The sequence below is a fragment of the Lysobacter sp. CC-YZS074 genome, assembly GCF_056739745.1.
Map to the genome: position 1 here is coordinate 2,388,841 of NZ_CP200301.1, position 14,819 is coordinate 2,403,659.

General features: G+C 68.6%; 18 protein-coding genes. 6 read left to right on the forward strand and 12 right to left on the reverse strand.

Annotated elements, in window-relative coordinates; all coding sequences use genetic code 11:
• Window positions 1-28: 28 nt before the first annotated feature.
• Both U8331_RS10775 and grxD read right to left on the reverse strand, forming a co-directional pair.
• Window positions 29-772, reverse strand: a complete 744-nt coding sequence (locus U8331_RS10775) for an SDR family NAD(P)-dependent oxidoreductase (RefSeq protein WP_481131031.1) — start codon at window positions 770-772, stop codon at window positions 29-31.
• Complete coding sequence (grxD, locus tag U8331_RS10780; RefSeq protein ID WP_481131032.1) at window positions 769-1,089, reverse strand: Grx4 family monothiol glutaredoxin; 321 nt, start codon at window positions 1,087-1,089, stop codon at window positions 769-771. Before grxD ends, U8331_RS10775 begins: the two co-directional genes overlap by 4 nt.
• A gap of 160 nt (window positions 1,090-1,249) precedes the next feature.
• On the opposite strand from grxD, the gene U8331_RS10785 reads away from it, so the two are divergent.
• Entirely contained in the window at window positions 1,250-1,828 is a 579-nt protein-coding gene (locus U8331_RS10785) for a superoxide dismutase (protein ID WP_481131033.1), read from the forward strand.
• Window positions 1,829-1,894: 66 nt separating this feature from the next.
• Here U8331_RS10785 and U8331_RS10790 read toward each other — a convergent pair whose 3' ends face one another.
• Together U8331_RS10790 and purE are read right to left on the reverse strand one after the other, a co-directional pair.
• A complete protein-coding gene (locus U8331_RS10790) occupies window positions 1,895-3,043 on the reverse strand; it encodes a 5-(carboxyamino)imidazole ribonucleotide synthase (RefSeq protein ID WP_481131034.1) in 1,149 nt (382 codons plus the stop codon).
• A complete protein-coding gene (gene purE, locus U8331_RS10795) occupies window positions 3,040-3,543 on the reverse strand; it encodes a 5-(carboxyamino)imidazole ribonucleotide mutase (RefSeq protein ID WP_481131035.1) in 504 nt (167 codons plus the stop codon). The genes U8331_RS10790 and purE overlap by 4 nt, the downstream gene beginning before the upstream one ends.
• Window positions 3,544-3,651: 108 nt before the next feature.
• Between purE and U8331_RS10800 the strand changes: the two genes are divergently transcribed.
• A complete protein-coding gene (locus tag U8331_RS10800; protein WP_481131036.1) occupies window positions 3,652-3,921 on the forward strand; it encodes a Trm112 family protein in 270 nt (89 codons plus the stop codon).
• A complete protein-coding gene (gene nadC / locus U8331_RS10805; RefSeq protein WP_481131037.1) occupies window positions 3,918-4,784 on the forward strand; it encodes a carboxylating nicotinate-nucleotide diphosphorylase in 867 nt (288 codons plus the stop codon). The genes U8331_RS10800 and nadC overlap by 4 nt, the downstream gene beginning before the upstream one ends.
• Window positions 4,785-4,796: 12 nt before the next feature.
• Here nadC and U8331_RS10810 read toward each other — a convergent pair whose 3' ends face one another.
• Window positions 4,797-5,747: an FHA domain-containing protein gene (locus U8331_RS10810; protein WP_481131038.1), complete on the reverse strand. Its 951-nt coding sequence runs from the start codon at window positions 5,745-5,747 to the stop codon at window positions 4,797-4,799.
• On the opposite strand from U8331_RS10810, the gene U8331_RS10815 reads away from it, so the two are divergent.
• Window positions 5,656-5,979: a DUF3301 domain-containing protein gene (locus U8331_RS10815; protein WP_481131039.1), complete on the forward strand. Its 324-nt coding sequence runs from the start codon at window positions 5,656-5,658 to the stop codon at window positions 5,977-5,979. The two genes, U8331_RS10810 and U8331_RS10815, sit on opposite strands and share 92 nt — an antisense overlap.
• Window positions 5,980-6,048: 69 nt before the next feature.
• Here U8331_RS10815 and U8331_RS10820 read toward each other — a convergent pair whose 3' ends face one another.
• From U8331_RS10820 to U8331_RS10845, 6 genes are all read right to left on the reverse strand, one after another.
• Window positions 6,049-6,558 carry a ClpXP protease specificity-enhancing factor gene (locus U8331_RS10820; protein WP_481131040.1) on the reverse strand — a complete coding sequence of 170 codons (510 nt, stop codon included), beginning with the start codon at window positions 6,556-6,558 and terminating at the stop codon, window positions 6,049-6,051.
• A 108-nt stretch (window positions 6,559-6,666) separates the two neighbouring features.
• A complete protein-coding gene (locus U8331_RS10825; RefSeq protein WP_036209291.1) occupies window positions 6,667-7,302 on the reverse strand; it encodes a glutathione S-transferase N-terminal domain-containing protein in 636 nt (211 codons plus the stop codon).
• Window positions 7,303-7,467: 165 nt separating this feature from the next.
• Window positions 7,468-8,202 (reverse strand): cytochrome c1, encoded by a 735-nt coding sequence (locus tag U8331_RS10830; protein WP_481132960.1) that lies wholly within the window; start codon window positions 8,200-8,202, stop codon window positions 7,468-7,470.
• 22 nt (window positions 8,203-8,224) lie between these two features.
• Window positions 8,225-9,484: a cytochrome b gene (locus U8331_RS10835; RefSeq protein WP_481131041.1), complete on the reverse strand. Its 1,260-nt coding sequence runs from the start codon at window positions 9,482-9,484 to the stop codon at window positions 8,225-8,227.
• A 3-nt stretch (window positions 9,485-9,487) separates the two neighbouring features.
• Complete coding sequence (petA, locus tag U8331_RS10840; RefSeq protein WP_481131042.1) at window positions 9,488-10,144, reverse strand: ubiquinol-cytochrome c reductase iron-sulfur subunit; 657 nt, start codon at window positions 10,142-10,144, stop codon at window positions 9,488-9,490.
• 166 nt (window positions 10,145-10,310) lie between these two features.
• On the reverse strand, window positions 10,311-11,207 hold the full coding sequence (locus U8331_RS10845) for a lytic transglycosylase domain-containing protein (protein WP_481131043.1): 897 nt from the start codon (window positions 11,205-11,207) through the stop codon (window positions 10,311-10,313).
• 167 nt (window positions 11,208-11,374) lie between these two features.
• Between U8331_RS10845 and miaB the strand changes: the two genes are divergently transcribed.
• Window positions 11,375-12,775, forward strand: coding sequence for a tRNA (N6-isopentenyl adenosine(37)-C2)-methylthiotransferase MiaB (gene miaB / locus U8331_RS10850; protein WP_481131044.1), 1,401 nt, complete (start codon window positions 11,375-11,377; stop codon window positions 12,773-12,775).
• A gap of 11 nt (window positions 12,776-12,786) precedes the next feature.
• A complete protein-coding gene (locus U8331_RS10855) occupies window positions 12,787-12,993 on the forward strand; it encodes a hypothetical protein (RefSeq protein WP_481131045.1) in 207 nt (68 codons plus the stop codon).
• 157 nt (window positions 12,994-13,150) lie between these two features.
• On the opposite strand, the gene U8331_RS10860 is transcribed toward U8331_RS10855, so the two are convergent.
• Window positions 13,151-14,797, reverse strand: coding sequence for an amidohydrolase (locus tag U8331_RS10860; RefSeq protein WP_481131046.1), 1,647 nt, complete (start codon window positions 14,795-14,797; stop codon window positions 13,151-13,153).
• Window positions 14,798-14,819 lie beyond the last annotated feature (22 nt).

Sequence of the window (14,819 nt, forward strand, 5' to 3'; positions counted from 1 at the left end):
AACTCCGGTCAGGATGGGGCCGGTGCGGTCACGGCGACGGCGACCAGACGTTGCCCCGGTGAGCCGCGCCCTCCGGCGACAGGAGCGTCACGCAGGCCTGTGCATAGGCCTGCGGATCGCGAGCGGCGCGGTCGTGCTCGTCGACATAGGCCCGCGCGCGGAGCGGGGTACGCATGGGACCGGGTTGCAGGCCGGCAACGCGGACGGTCGTATGCGCCAGCTCGGCGTGCAGCATGGCGACGAGTGCCGCCAGGCCGTGGTTCGCCACCCCGTAGCCGCCCCAGTTGGCCTTGCCGACCCGGGCCAGGTCATCGACGGCGAACACCAGCGCCGCGTCCTCGGCCCGCGCCAGCAGCGGCAGGCACGCCTGGCTCAGCCACCACGGCGCCGTCAGGTTGACGTGGATCGCGCGGGCGAACGCGGCCGGGTCGGTCTGCAGCAGCGGGGTCAGGCCCCGGAATTCGGCGGCGCAGTGCAGCACACCGTCGAGCCGGCCCAGTTCGTCGCCGACGCGGCGGGCCAGCTCGAGGTAATCGTCCGGACCGGCCCCTTCGAGGTCCAGCGGGTACAGCAGCGGCTCGGGACCTTCGGCGGCGACCGCGTCATACACCCGGTTCAGCCGGGCCAGCGCGCGGCCGAGCAGCACCACGGTAGCGCCCGCACGCGCACACGCCTTGGCCGCGGCACTGCCGAGCCCGCCCGTGGCGCCGGTGACGAGTACCACCCGACCGTCGAGCGACGCGGTCGCGCCGGTCTCCTGCGGTGCGCTCACTGGCTCTGGGTTTCGCTGATCATGCGGGCCAGCTCGCCCGACTCGAACAATTCCATCGTGATGTCGCAGCCGCCGATCAGCTCGCCGTGGATGAACAACTGCGGGAACGTCGGCCAGTTGGAATAGCGCGGCAGATTGGCGCGGATCTCCGGGTCCTCCAGCACGTTCACGGTGTGCAGCGCGGTGGCGCCGGCTCCCTGCAGGGCCTGCACGGCACGGCTGGAAAAGCCGCACATCGGGAACTGCGCGGTGCCTTTCATGAACAACACGATCGGATGGCCTTCGACCTCGGCCTGGATCCGCTCAAGCACGGACATTGCTTCACTCCTGGGATGACCCGTCCCGGCCGGAAGCGGCCCGCCGACGGGACGTGGGGATAGAATGTGAATTGTAATCCTTCGAAGTGCCGCCGACGCGACCACGCGGTCGCACTCCGGCGTTCCCCCAGCCAGCCCTCTCACCCAAGGAGCCCGCCACATGGCCATCGAACTGCCTCCCCTGCCCTACGATCGCGCCGCCCTCGAGCCGCACATTTCCGCCGAGACGCTCGATTACCACCATGGCAAGCACCACAAGGCGTACGTCGACAACCTCAACAAGATGATCGAGGGCACCGAGTTCGCCGACATGCCGCTGGTGGACATCATCCGCAAGTCGCAGGGCGCGATGTTCAACAACGCCGCCCAGGTGTGGAACCACACCTTCTTCTGGAACTGCATGTCGCCCAACGGCGGCGGCGAGCCGACCGGCCCGCTCGCCGAGGCGATCAGCACGGCGTTCGGCGACTTCGCCACGTTCAAGGCGCAGTTCAGCGAGACCGCCATCAAGACCTTCGGTTCCGGCTGGGCCTGGTTGGTGCAGCGCCCGGATGGCGCGCTGGCGCTGGTGAGCACGTCCAACGCCAACACCCCGCTGACCGGCGAAGACACTCCGCTGCTGACCTGCGACGTGTGGGAGCACGCCTACTACATCGACTACCGCAACGCGCGGCCGAAGTTCGTCGAGGCGTTCTGGAACACGGTCAACTGGGAGTTCGTCGCTTCGAACATGAAGTGAGCGCCCACCGCTGACCCGTGATGCCGACGGCCGGGGCGACCCGGCCGTTTTCATTGGGGCCGGACGTCAGCCCCGTTCGCGCAGGCGGGTCACGACGGGAGCCACCTGGGCGTGTCGTGCCAGCCCGGCCGCCACCCCTTCCAGGGCGGTGGCCAGCTCATCGGGCGAATCGGCCCGCAGGGTGGCATGGCCGACCTTGCGACCTTCCCGGGCGCTCTTGCCGTAGTCGTGCCAATGCCCACCGGCTTCGGCCAGGACGGCGGCCGGATCAGGCATCGTGCCTATCCAGTTGAGCATGCAGGCGTGGCCCACCGTGCGGGTCGACCCCAACGGCATGCCGAGCACCGCGCGCAGGTGGTTCTGGAACTGGCTGGTCTCGGCGCCCTCGAGCGTCCAGTGCCCCGAGTTGTGCACGCGCGGGGCTAGTTCGTTGGCGAGCAGTTCGCCATCGCGGCAGAACAGTTCGAGAGCGAACACCCCGACGTAGTCCAGCGCTTCGCCGAGCGACCTGGCGTATTCGAAAGCGGTGGCCGCAAGGGCGTCCTCCACCGCCGCCGGTGCCAGACTCGCCGAAAGCACGCCGTCGACGTGCCAGTTCTCGGTGAGCGGCCATGCGCGGAACTCGCCGTCGCGGCCGCGCACCGCGACCACCGACAGTTCGCGCTCGAAGGCCACGAAGCCCTCCAGGATCAACCCGACCCTGGCGGCCTGTTCGCCCAGCGCCTGCCATGCCGCATCGACATCGTCCGGCGTCCTGATCCGGAACTGACCCTTGCCGTCGTAGCCCAGGCGCCGGGTTTTGAGGATGCAAGGCGTGCCGATGCGCGAGACCGCGTCGCCGAGTGTCTCACGGGTGTCGATGGCGGCGAACTCCGGCACCGGGATGCCGAGCTCCCTGAACAGGTTCTTCTCGGCGAGCCGGTCCTGGGCGATACCCAATGCGCGCGGATTCGGGAAAACATCGGCGCGGCCGGCCAGCCACTCGGCCGAGTCCGACGGGACGTTCTCGAAATCGAACGTCGCCACGTCCACCCGCGAAGCGAACTCCGCAAGCGCCGCCTCGTCGGTGTAGTTGCCCACGACCATCGGCGCGAACTGGCCGGCGCACGCGTCCGCGGAGGTATCCATGACCAGGAACCGGAGGCCGAGCGGCGCACCCGCCAGCGCGAGCATGCGGGCCAGCTGGCCGCCGCCGAGAATGCCGACCGTGGTCATCGGCGGGGGTCGTCGTTGGAGGCGACGTCATCGGTCTGCCGCTGGCGGAACTGCGCCAGTGCCTCGCCGATCCCCGGCTCGCTGCCGGCGAGCATCGCCGCCGCGAACAGCGCGGCATTGGCCGCCCCGGCGTTGCCGATCGCGAATGTCGCCACCGGGATGCCGGCCGGCATCTGCACGATCGAGAGCAGCGAATCCATGCCGTTCAGCGCCTTCGATTGCACCGGCACGCCGAGTACCGGCACCGCCGTCTTCGCCGCCAGCATCCCCGGCAGGTGCGCGGCGCCGCCCGCGCCGGCGATGATGGCGCGCAATCCGCGCCCGGCCGCGCTTGCCGCGTAATCGAACAACACGTCCGGCGTGCGGTGCGCGGAAACCACGCGGACCTCGTGCGGCACGCCGAGCGCTTCGAGGCGTGCGGCGGCGTGCTGCATCGTTTCCCAATCGGAGCGGGAGCCCATCACGATGCCGACGAGCGGCGCCTGCGCGGTGTCTGTCATGTTTCGGCCCTGCGGCAAAACGGTATTCTACCGACCTTCCGCCGGTGCTTCACCGCCGGTCCGCACGGGATCCGGACGGCCGCACCGGCGATCGACCAAGGAGTTCCCGTGGATCGCAAGCTGCTCGACCTGCTCGTCTGCCCCAGCACCCGCCAACCGCTCGCGCTGGTCGACAACCGCGACCTGCAGGCCATCAACCAGGCCATCGCGGCTGGCGGCGTCGTCCGCGGCGACGGCTCGCCCCAGTCCGGGCCGCTGCGCGAGGCGCTGGTGACGCGGGACCGCAAGCGGGTTTACCGGGTCGACGACGGGATTCCCGTGCTGCTGGCCGAGGAAGCGCTCGCCACCGCGCAGGTCGACGGTTTCCCGCCGGCATGAGCGCGGACTTCGCTCCACCGCTGGAGGCGGTCGCGGCGGACGTGGCCGCGGCGCTGGCCGAGGACCTCGGCACCGGCGATGTCACCGCGGCACTGCTGCCGGACATCGACGACAGCGCCTACCTGCTGTGCAAGGAGGACGCGATCGTCTGCGGCCGTCCCTGGTTCGACGCCTGCCATCGCGCGCTCGACCCGGACGTGCGGATCGACTGGCGGGTCGGCGAAGGCGAACGGGTTGCTGCCGGAACCGTGCTGGCGACACTGCAGGGCCGCGCGCGGGCCCTGGTGAGCGCCGAGCGAGCATCCCTCAATTTCATGCAGACCCTTTCGGCCACGGCTACGGCCACGGCGCTGCATGTCGCCGCGGTGCGGGGCACCGGCGCGCGGATCCTCGACACGCGCAAGACCATTCCCGGCCTGCGCCAGGCGCAGAAATACGCCGTTCGCGTCGGCGGCGGGCACAACCACCGGATGGGGTTGTTCGATGCCGTCATGCTCAAGGAGAACCACGTCCGCGCCGCCGGTTCGCTCGCCGGGGCCATCGCCATCGCCCGTGACGCCCAGCCCGCACTGCCCCTGATCGTCGAAGTCGAGACGCTGGAGCAGTTACGCGAGGCGCTGGACGCCGGATGCGACCGGATCCTGATCGACGATTTCGACGCGCCCACCCGCCGCGAGGCGGTGGCGATCACTGCCGCGCACCCCAGGCCGGTCCCGCTCGAGGTGTCCGGCGGGGTCGATCTCGACGGCCTGCGCGCCATTGCCGCAGACGGGGTGGACTGCATTTCGATCGGCGGACTGACCAAGCACGTCCGCGCCATCGACCTGTCGCTCAAGCTCGGGCCGCCGCCGGTCGCCGCCTGACGCGCCTGCGACTCAGGGCAGGAAGGCGAACGCCACCAGTACGACCAGACCGATCGCGCCGGCCGCGGACCACACCCAGACCGGCACCTGCGTGTTGCGGCGTCCGGCGGTGGCAGGGACATGGATCGGCTCCACCGCTCCCGCTTCGACGAGACGGAACCGGACCGAATCGAAGCCGATCTCGTCACCGGCGCGAACGACCGCACGCAACACCGGTTTGCCGTTGACGAGGCTTCCATTGGAGGAACCCAGGTCTTCCAGCCGGACACCGTCCGCGCCGGGAACCAGGCGCGCGTGGCGCCGCGAAATCCCGTCGTCGGAGAGCTGGACGTCGCACTCCGCCGCACGCCCCACCGTCACCGGGCCGACCAGGGGATAGCTGCGTCCCGCCGCACGGCCGGACAGGACGCGCAACGTGAAGCGTGGCAGCACCGGGCGCACCGCGGTGGCGCCGGGATCGTCGTTGGCGGCCGGCCGCGCAAAACCGGCGGCCACGTCCGACGCCGCCATCGTGATCGGCTCGAGCGACGCAAGCCGGGCCTGGACCTGGTCGAAGCACACGCTGTCGCCCGGCCGCAGCCGGATCAGCCCGTCGACCGGCCGGCCGTTGACACTGACCGCCATCCCGTTCGACACCGACAGCATCACGCCGTGCTCGGTGACATGGAGCTGGCAGTGCTGCGGCATGACGCCGGGGCGGTCGAGGACGATGTTCGCACGGGGGTCCGAGCCGACCCGGTTGATGCCACGGCCGAGCAGGACCTGCGGGTGCTCGCCACCCGGGAAGACCAGTTTCATGTCGGATGCTTTCCCCCTGAAAAGCGATCCCGCGCCTCTTGCGCGCGACATCGGGCGCCGCCACATTAAGCCAATGCCAACCTTGTTGATCGTGATGATCGTCGCAGCGGGCGTGTTCGCGTTCTGGAGCGCGGGCCGTGCCGCGGCCGAGCAGGCAGAACGCATGGGCCGCGATGCGTGCCGGGCTGCCGGCGTCCAGTGGCTCGACGAAAGCGTCCACGCGATCGGACTGCGGCTGTGCCGGCAGGACAGCGGCTGGCTCGGCTTCGAACGTACGTTCCGCTTCGACTACTCCCGCAACGGCGCGGACCGCCATGCAGGGCGACTGGTGCTACGAGGCGACCGGCTGGTGTCCTTCAGCGGCCCGGTCACACCGGCGCCGGCGCGATTGCAGTAATGACGCGTGCAGTGATGACGCGCCTCCCGCCCTCCGGTATCCGCGGGCCGGCAGGTCGCCTGCGAAGCCTTACTTGACCACGCGCAGGTGCGCGCCGCGCCGAGCGCCGGATCCGTCCGGCGCTGGCTCCGGTCCCTCGCCGTCGCCGTCACCTTCCGTCGTGTTCGTCTCCTGGCGGCTCTCGCCCGGCACCGCACTCAATGCCGGACGATCATCCGATACGGCGGCTGTGCCGCCATCGGCTTCGTCCGTGGCGTCTTCCGGCAATGCCATCCCCTGCCCCGTCTCGCGCGCGTAGATCGCCAGCACGGCCCCGACCGGCACCGACACCGCCTGGCTGACGCCGCCGAAGCGGGCGCTGAAACTGATGAGTTCATTGTCCATCTGCAGGCCCGACACCGCCCGCTGCGCGACGTTCAGGACGATCCTGCCGTCCTTCACCGCATGCGCCGGCACCCGCACATGGGCGCGGGTGGCATCCACCAGCAGGTGCGGCGTCATGTCGTTGTCGGCGATCCACTCGTAAAGCGCCCGCAACAGGTACGGGCGGTGGCTGGTCATTGGCGCATGTTCATTCATGCGTGCAGTCTAGAGCAGTCGCGCGTGGACGCGACGCGTTCGGACGACCGGCGCGCGTTCATCACGCCACATCCGGTGGCGCCCGCACGGGCATGCCGGCCTCGGAGCTCAGGCCGGCAGGTCGCGCAGGCGGCGTTCCTGTTCGGTCAGGCTGCGGGTAAAGCCCGGATTGCGGAAAATACGGTTGCCGTAATCTTCGATCGCCTTGCCATCCTTCGGCAGCGGCACCCCGAGGGCGGGCAGGCGCCAGATGATCGGTGCCATGGCGCAGTCGGCCAGGCTCATCTCGGTGTTGAGGAAGAACTTGAACGCCTTGAACAACGGGACCGAGGCCGTCAGTAGCTCTTTCAGGCGCTTGCGGCCGGCGTCGGCCTGGGCCTTGTTGCCGAGCTGGATGGCCTGTACCTGCGGCACCCAGTCGTGCTCGAGGCGGAGCATCGCGAGGCGGAGCCGGGCCCGCGACAGCGGATCGACCGGCATCAGCGGCGGGTGCGGATAACGCTCGTCGAGGTATTCGCTCACCACGCTGGCCGCGTACAGCACCAGATCGCGCTCGACCAGCGTCGGCACCGAGTGGTAGGGGTTGAGGTCGACGAGGTCTTCGGGCGGATTCTGCGGATCGACCGGGATCAGGTCGTAGGTAACGCCCTTGGCAGCCAGCACCAGCCGCACGCGGTGGCACAGGACGCAGTCGTTCGAGGAAAACAGGGTAAGGGCATTACGCATACGGGGACTCGCCGCCATCATCGACCTCTCCAGCGCCCGGAATCCGCCGGTCGCAAGACGCCGCCCACCCAGCGCGGGCGGTCGTCACGGCCTCGAGTCGCGTCCACCCGCCGCCGGACCGGCATCCCGGCCCGACATGGAAAAACCCGCACGACGGGGTGCGGGCCTTTCCAGCGGGAACGCCTAGTGCACGTCGCGCCAGTACTCTTTCTTCAGCAGCCAGGCGAGGAACGTGAACGCGGCGAGGAACAGGATCACCCACACGCCCATGCTCTGGCGCTTGAGGGCGGCCGGTTCACCGGCGTACTCGAGGAATGCAGTGATGTCGCGCACCGCCTGGTCGAACGCCTGCGGGTCCATGGTCCCCGCTTGGGTGACCTTGAGCCCGGTGACGGCGCGTTCGCCAGTGGCCGGGTCGGGATCGCCGTACTCCGCATGCTGCAGGCCCTGCAGCTCCCACAGCGGGTTCGGCATCGAAACGTTGGGGAACAGCTTGTTGTTCCAGCCCAGCGTCGACGACTCGTCCAGGTAGAAGGACTTGAGATAGGTGTAGATCCAGTCGCTGCCACGCACGCGCGCGATCAGGCTGAGATCCGGCGGCATCTTGCCGAACCACTCGGTCGCGTGCTCTTCCGGCATCGCGATGCGGACCTGTTCACCGAACTTGGCGCCGGTGAAGTTGAGGTTCTCCATGACCTGGTCTTCGGTCAGGTCCAGGTCCTCGGCGATCCGCGAGTAACGCAGGTACTTGAGCGAATGGCAGCCCGAGCAATAGTTCATGTACAGCTGGGCGCCGCGCTGCAGCGAAGCCTGGTCACCGAGGTCGACGCCCGCGTGCTCGAGCTCGCCACCGGTGGCGGCGACGGCCGAAGCCGAAACCAGCAGTCCGGCCACGACGGTGGCGAAGCGGGAGAACATCCGGTTGCGGAAAAGCTTGGACTTAGTCATGCATCGTCACCCGTTCCGGCACCGGCTTGGTCTTGTCGATCTTGGTCCACAGCGGCATCGTGATGAAGAAGGCGAAATAAAGGAAGGTCAGGACACGCCCGATGATCGTTTCCACCGGATCGGTACCCGGGCCGGCACCGATCTTGCCGAGCCAGACGAAGCACACCGCGAGCACGGCGAGCATCAGCTTGGAGATCCAGCCGCGATAGCGAACCGAGTTGACCTTGCTGCGGTCCAGCCACGGCACCGCGAACAGGATCGCGATCGCACCGAACATGACCATCACGCCGCCGAGCTTGTCGGGGATGACCCGCAACATCGCGTAATACGGGGTGTAGTACCAGACGGGCTTGATGTGCTCCGGAGTCACCAGGCGGTTGGCCTCGACGAAGTTGTCGTGCTCGAGGAACCAGCCACCGAATGCCGGGGCGAAGAAAATGATGAATGCGGCGAACAGCAGGAAGAACCCGACGAACACCGTGTCCTTGACCGTGTAGTACGGATGGAACGGGATGCCGTCGGTCGGTGCCACTGGCGACCAGCGGTTGCCCTTCGGCCCCTTCTTGATCTCGACGCCGTCGGGGTTGTTCGAGCCGACCTCGTGCAGCGCGCCCAGATGCAGAACGACCAGCAGCAACAGCACCAGTGGCATCGCGATCACGTGCAATGCGAAGAAGCGGTTGAGGGTGGCATCGCCGGGCAGGTAGTCACCCATGATCCACTCGGTCAGGCCGTTGCCGATGACCGGGATCGCGCCGAACAGCGAGATGATCACCTTGGCGCCCCAGAACGACATCTGGCCCCACGGCAGCACGTAGCCCATGAAGGCTTCGGCCATCAGCACCAGGTAGATCAGCATGCCGAGGATCCACACCAGCTCGCGCGGCTTCTTGTAGGAGCCGTAGAGCAGGCCGCGGAACATGTGCAGGTAGATCACGATGAAGAACAGCGAGGCACCGGTGGAGTGCATGTAGCGGATCAGCCAGCCCCACTCCACGTCACGCATGATGTACTCGACGGACGCGAAGGCTTCCGCCGCACTCGGCTTGAAGTGCATCGTCAGGAAGATACCGGTGACGATCTGGTTGACCAGGGCCACCAGCGACAGCACACCGAAGATGTACCAGATGTTGAAGTTCTTCGGCGCGTAGTACTCGGTCATGTGCTTCTTGTAGACCGGAGCGAGGCCGGGGGCGCGCGCGTTGACCCAGTTGGTCATGCCCACCGACAGGCGTTGGATGATCTTCGCCATGGCTTAGGCAGCTCCCTGAGGATCGACACCGATGACGATGGTGGTGTCGTTTTCGTAGTGGTGCGGCGGCACGAGCAGGTTGGTGGGTGCGGGCACGCCCTGAAACACCCGGCCGGCCATGTCGAAGCGCGACTTGTGGCACGGGCAGAAGTAACCGCCCTTCCAGTTCGGGTCGAACGGTTCGGGGCGGATCTCGGCCTTCATTTCCGGCGAGCAGCCCAGATGCGTGCACAGGCCGACCAGCACGGAGACCTCCGGCTTGATCGAGCGCATGTGGGCGTCGCCCTCGAGCACGTAGGCCGGCTGCTGCTCGGGGTTCTCCGACATCGGGTCGCGCAGCTGGTCGTCGAGGGTCGGCAACGCCTGCAGGATCTCCGGCGAGCGGCGCACGATCCAGATCGGCTGGCCGCGCCATTCCAGGACGAGGCGCTGGCCCACGTCGAGGGTGCTGATGTCGGCGCTGATCGGCGCACCGGCAAGCTTTGCGCGCTCGCTGGGGTTCCACGACTTGATGAACGGCACCGCCACAAAACCGGCACCGACGGCGCCGACCACGGCGGTGGTCGCGGTCAGGAACCTGCGGCGACCGTGGTTGACGGGCTCGCCAGCGGGCACGCCCGCGTGCTCGCTGCGAGGATCATGGATCCCTTGGTTGGCCATCCGGCACTCCGCAAATCTTGAAATCGACGTTCACCGCACAGCCCGCGCCACTGGCGACGGCTGGCGGCTCAAAAGACGGGGAAGTGTAACGGAACGGTTAACGACCCGACAATCCGGTTACGCGGTGACCTTGTCCCGATTCCGCTCGCGACGCGGCACGCGAAGGTCACTGCGCCGCGCGATAGCGCTCGGCCAGCACGCCCACGCGCTGGACGTACCGCTGCGTCTCGCTGAAGGGCGGAACCCCGTTGTACTTGTCGACATTGCCCTCGCCTGCGTTGTAGCCGGCGGCGGCGAGGGTCAGGTTGCCGTCGAACCGCTTCAGCAACCACGCGAGGTATTCCACCCCGCCCTGGATGTTCTGCCCGGCGTCGAACGCGTTGCCCACGCCAAAGCGGCGCGCGGTCGCCGGCATGAGCTGCATGAGACCCTGCGCACCTACCCGCGACAAGGCGGTCGGATTGAACGCCGACTCGGCATGGATGATGGCGCGGACGATCGCCTCGTCGACGCCGTGCTTCGCCGCGGCCGCGGCGATTTCATCGCGGTAGGCGGTCGTGTTGAGACGGACATTGCCGAAATCCACCCCCGGCTTGGCCGCGCAGGCGTAGCAGGTCTCCAGGAAGCTGTACTGGATGGTGCGTACCGCACTGGCCCGGGCGACCGCGCCCTTGGGCCGCTCGCTGGTGTAATGGCGCACGCCGTCCTTGATGTAGGAATACACCTGCCCCTGGACCAAGCGCGATCCGGCCGAACCGGACTGGACCGGACGCACCGGCGCGGCGTTGGTCATGGAGGCGGAGACCGACGCGGGTGAACCCTCGGTGCGGCTCGCCGGGGTGGCGCTGCCGACCGCCGCCGCGCCCGGCGCCGTCTTGGCCGCCGGCGGCGGCGACTTGCTGGCGGTATAACTGCTGATGGCGCTGCACTTCGCGCCGGGGATGCGCTTGCTGACGTAGCTGCGACCGCCGTCGGCACTGTCGCAGCGGTACACGGTGCCGGCGACCACGGGCGTGGCGACCAGCAGGCAGGCAAGCGCGAGAAACCCGATCCCTCCCCTCATGGACACGAGTGTCCCCCTTCACCCGGAACTTGCCAAGCCCCTGATTCCGCAAAGTTTTCCAAAACGCGACGGACCGCGCGGGTTCGCACCGTCTCCGGGCTAAACTGTTCGGCTTCCAGTCAGCCACTCCGGCGCGGATTAACCGCCGCCCTTCCCGGACACCCGAAATGACCGACATCCTTGCCGTCCCGTCGCGGGACGATGCCGCCGTGACCGTCACGGCCGGCGCGAAAAAGCTCTTCATCCAGACCCACGGCTGCCAGATGAACGAGTACGACTCGGCCAAGATGGCCGCCGTGCTGGCCGCCTCCGACGGCCTGGAGTTGACCACGAACGTCGAAGAAGCCGACGTGATCCTGGTCAATACCTGCTCGATACGCGAAAAAGCCCAGGAAAAGGTATTCAGCCAGCTGGGTCGCTGGAAGGCGTTGAAGCAGGGGGAGCGGCCGGTGCTGATCGGTGTCGGCGGCTGCGTGGCGAGCCAGGAAGGCGAGGCGATCGTCAAGCGCGCGCCGTACGTCGACCTGGTGTTCGGCCCGCAGACCCTGCACCGGCTGCCGGAGCTGGTCCGCGCCCGGCGCGAGTCCGGCCGCCCGCAGGTCGACATCAGCTTCCCGGAGATCGAGAAGTTCGACCGCCTGCCCGAGCCGCGCGCCGAGGGGCCGAGCGCGTTCGTGTCGATCATGGAGGGCTGCAGCAAGTACTGCAGTTTCTGCGTGGTGCCCTACACCCGCGGCGAGGAGGTCAGCCGGCCGTTCGAGGACGTGCTGGTCGAGGTGGCGCAGCTGGCCGCCCAGGGCGTGCGCGAGGTCAACCTGCTCGGCCAGAACGTCAATGCCTACCGCGGGCCGATGGACCGGGACGCGGGCGCGGACGGCGGCATCGCCGACCTCGGCCTGCTGATCCGCACGATCGCGCAGATCGACGGCGTCGACCGGATCCGCTTCACCACCTCGCACCCGCTGGAGTTCTCCGACTCGCTGGTGGAGGCCTATCGCGACGTGCCGGAGCTGGCCAACTACCTGCACCTGCCGGTGCAATCGGGCAGCGACCGCGTGCTCAGCGCGATGAAGCGCGGCTACACGGCGCTGGAGTTCAAGCAGAAGGTGCGCAAGCTGCGCGCGGTGCGGCCGGACATCTCCATCTCGTCGGACTTCATCGTCGGCTTCCCCGGCGAGACCGACGCGGACTTCGAGAAGACCATGAAGCTAATCGAGGACGTCCGTTTCGACCAGTCGTTCTCCTTCATCTACTCCCGCCGTCCCGGCACCCCGGCCGCGGACCTCGACGACGCCACCACGCCGGACGAGAAGCACGCGCGGCTGTCGCGGCTGCAGGCGACGATCAACGACAACGCGCGGCGGATTTCCGGGGCGATGGTCGGCAGCGTGCAGAAGGTGCTGGTCGAGGGGCCGTCGAAGAAGAACCCGGCCGAGCTGACCGGCAAGACCGAGAACATGCGCTCGGTCAACTTCGCCGGGCCGGCGCGGCTGGTCGGCCAGTTCGTCGACGTGGTGATCACCGAGGCGCTGAGCAACTCGCTGCGCGGCCGCGTCGAAACCGTCTAGGCGCGCCCCCCGTGAACCCGCCCGACACCCTGCTCCGCCGCTGCGCGATCGGCCTGTGGCTGTGCGCGGTCGCGGCGCTCGGGCTGTTGCAGTTCGGCATGCGCGCCTTCGACGGCGGGGTGTTTGCGCCGACCGCGATCGCCTGGTTGTGGCTGGGCGGCAGCGTGGTGGTCGCGACGGTCGCCGTGGCGGTGCTGGTCCGCGCACTGCGGCACTGACCCCAGACTAAGCCCGGATGCGACGACGACGCCGGCACGGGCCGACGTCGCGCATTCCGGAACGGTGCAACCGGAATCAAGTCGGCACCCCCCCGCAAGCGTGACAGCCGTCGCGCTGCGCCCGCACCCCGTTGCAGGGTGCGGGCGCATCATCCGCTCACGGGCGGCGGTACACCGCCTCGCCGTCGACGTAGGTGGCCAGCACGTCGAGTTCGTCCAGGCCTGCCGGATCGATCGCCAGCGGGTCCTGTGCCAGCAGCACGAAATCGGCGCGCTTGCCGACTTCCAGGCTGCCGATGCGGTCCTCGGCGAAACCAGCATAGGCGGCATCGGTGGTGAAGCCGCGCAGGGCCTCCCACGCGGTGAGTTTCTCCTGCGGTTGCCAGCCGCCGGCCGGTGCGCCCGCGGCGTCGGTGCGGGTGGCGGCCGCGTAGAGTCCCAGACGCGGGTCGACCGACTCGACCGGGAAGTCCGACCCCAGCGCGAGCCGCGCGTCGGCATCGCGCAACTTGCGCCACGCGTAGGCCCATTGCACGCGCTCGTCGCCCAGCCGGTCAGCCGCCCAAGGCATGTCGGAGGTCGCATGGGTCGGTTGCATTGATGCAATCACGCCAAGCTCCGCGAATCGCGGGATATCGGTCCGGGTGAGGATCTGCGCGTGCTCGATGCGCCAGCGGTGGTCGCCCGCGGCATCGGCGCCGAGGACCTGCTCGAAGGCGTCAAGCACGACCCGGTTGCCACGGTCACCGATCGCATGGGTCGCGACCTGCACGCCACAGCCCTTGGCGCGGGCGGCCACACCGAGCAGTTGCTCCGGTGTCATCAGCAACAGTCCGTGGTTGCCGGCGTCATCGCTGTAGTCGTCGATCAGTGCGGCGCCACGGCTGCCGAGCGCGCCGTCGATGTAGAGCTTGACCGCGCGCATCTGGAGGCGGCCGCCCGGATGCGCGTAGAGGCCATCATCGCACAGCCACGCCAGGGCCTCGTCATCTCCGTCGGCCATCGCATGGATGCGCAACGGCATCGCGTTCCGGTCGGCCAGCGACTGGTAGATGCGCAACTGCTGCAGCGACACGCCGGCGTCGTGCACGCCGGTCAGGCCATGGGCCACCGCGGATTGCATGCCGAGGACCAGCGCGCGCTCGACCGTCGCCTCGTCCGGCGACGGCACCTTCGATTCGACCAGAGCCATCGCGGCGTCGACGAATACGCCGGTCGCCGCGCCCTGCCCGTCGCGGATGATCCGTCCGCCATCGGGTTGCCAGTCGCCAGACAGGTCGCGATCCACCGCCGCCATCGCCGCGCTGTTGGCCCAACCGGCGTGGCCGTCGACACGGCTCAGCCACACGGGCCGGTCGGGGAACGCGGCATCGAGGTCGGCAGCAGTGGGAAACGCCTTTTCCGGCCAGTCGTTCTGGTCCCAGCCGCTCCCGAGCAGCCAGGCTCCTTCCGGCAGGTCCGCGGCGAAATCAACAAGGCGCTGCAGCACGTCGTGCTTGTCGGTGGCGCCGACCAGATTGGCGCGCATCTGGTCGAAGCCCAGCCCGGCGACGTGCCCATGTGCGTCGATGAGCCCCGGGATGACCGTGGCCGCACCCGCATCCACTCGCCCGGCGTCCGGATACGACTCCAGCAGCGCCGCGCGTGTACCCAGCGCAAGGATGCGTCCGCCGTCGTCGAACGCCATCGCCTCCACCCGGGGTTGCGCGGCATCCATGGTGTGGATCCTCGCCGCCGTCAGTACCGTCACCCCGGCCGCCTCCACTGCCAGAGGGGCGGCGGTCAGCATTGCGGCCAGCACCATCCATCGCGTCGTGTTCCGCATC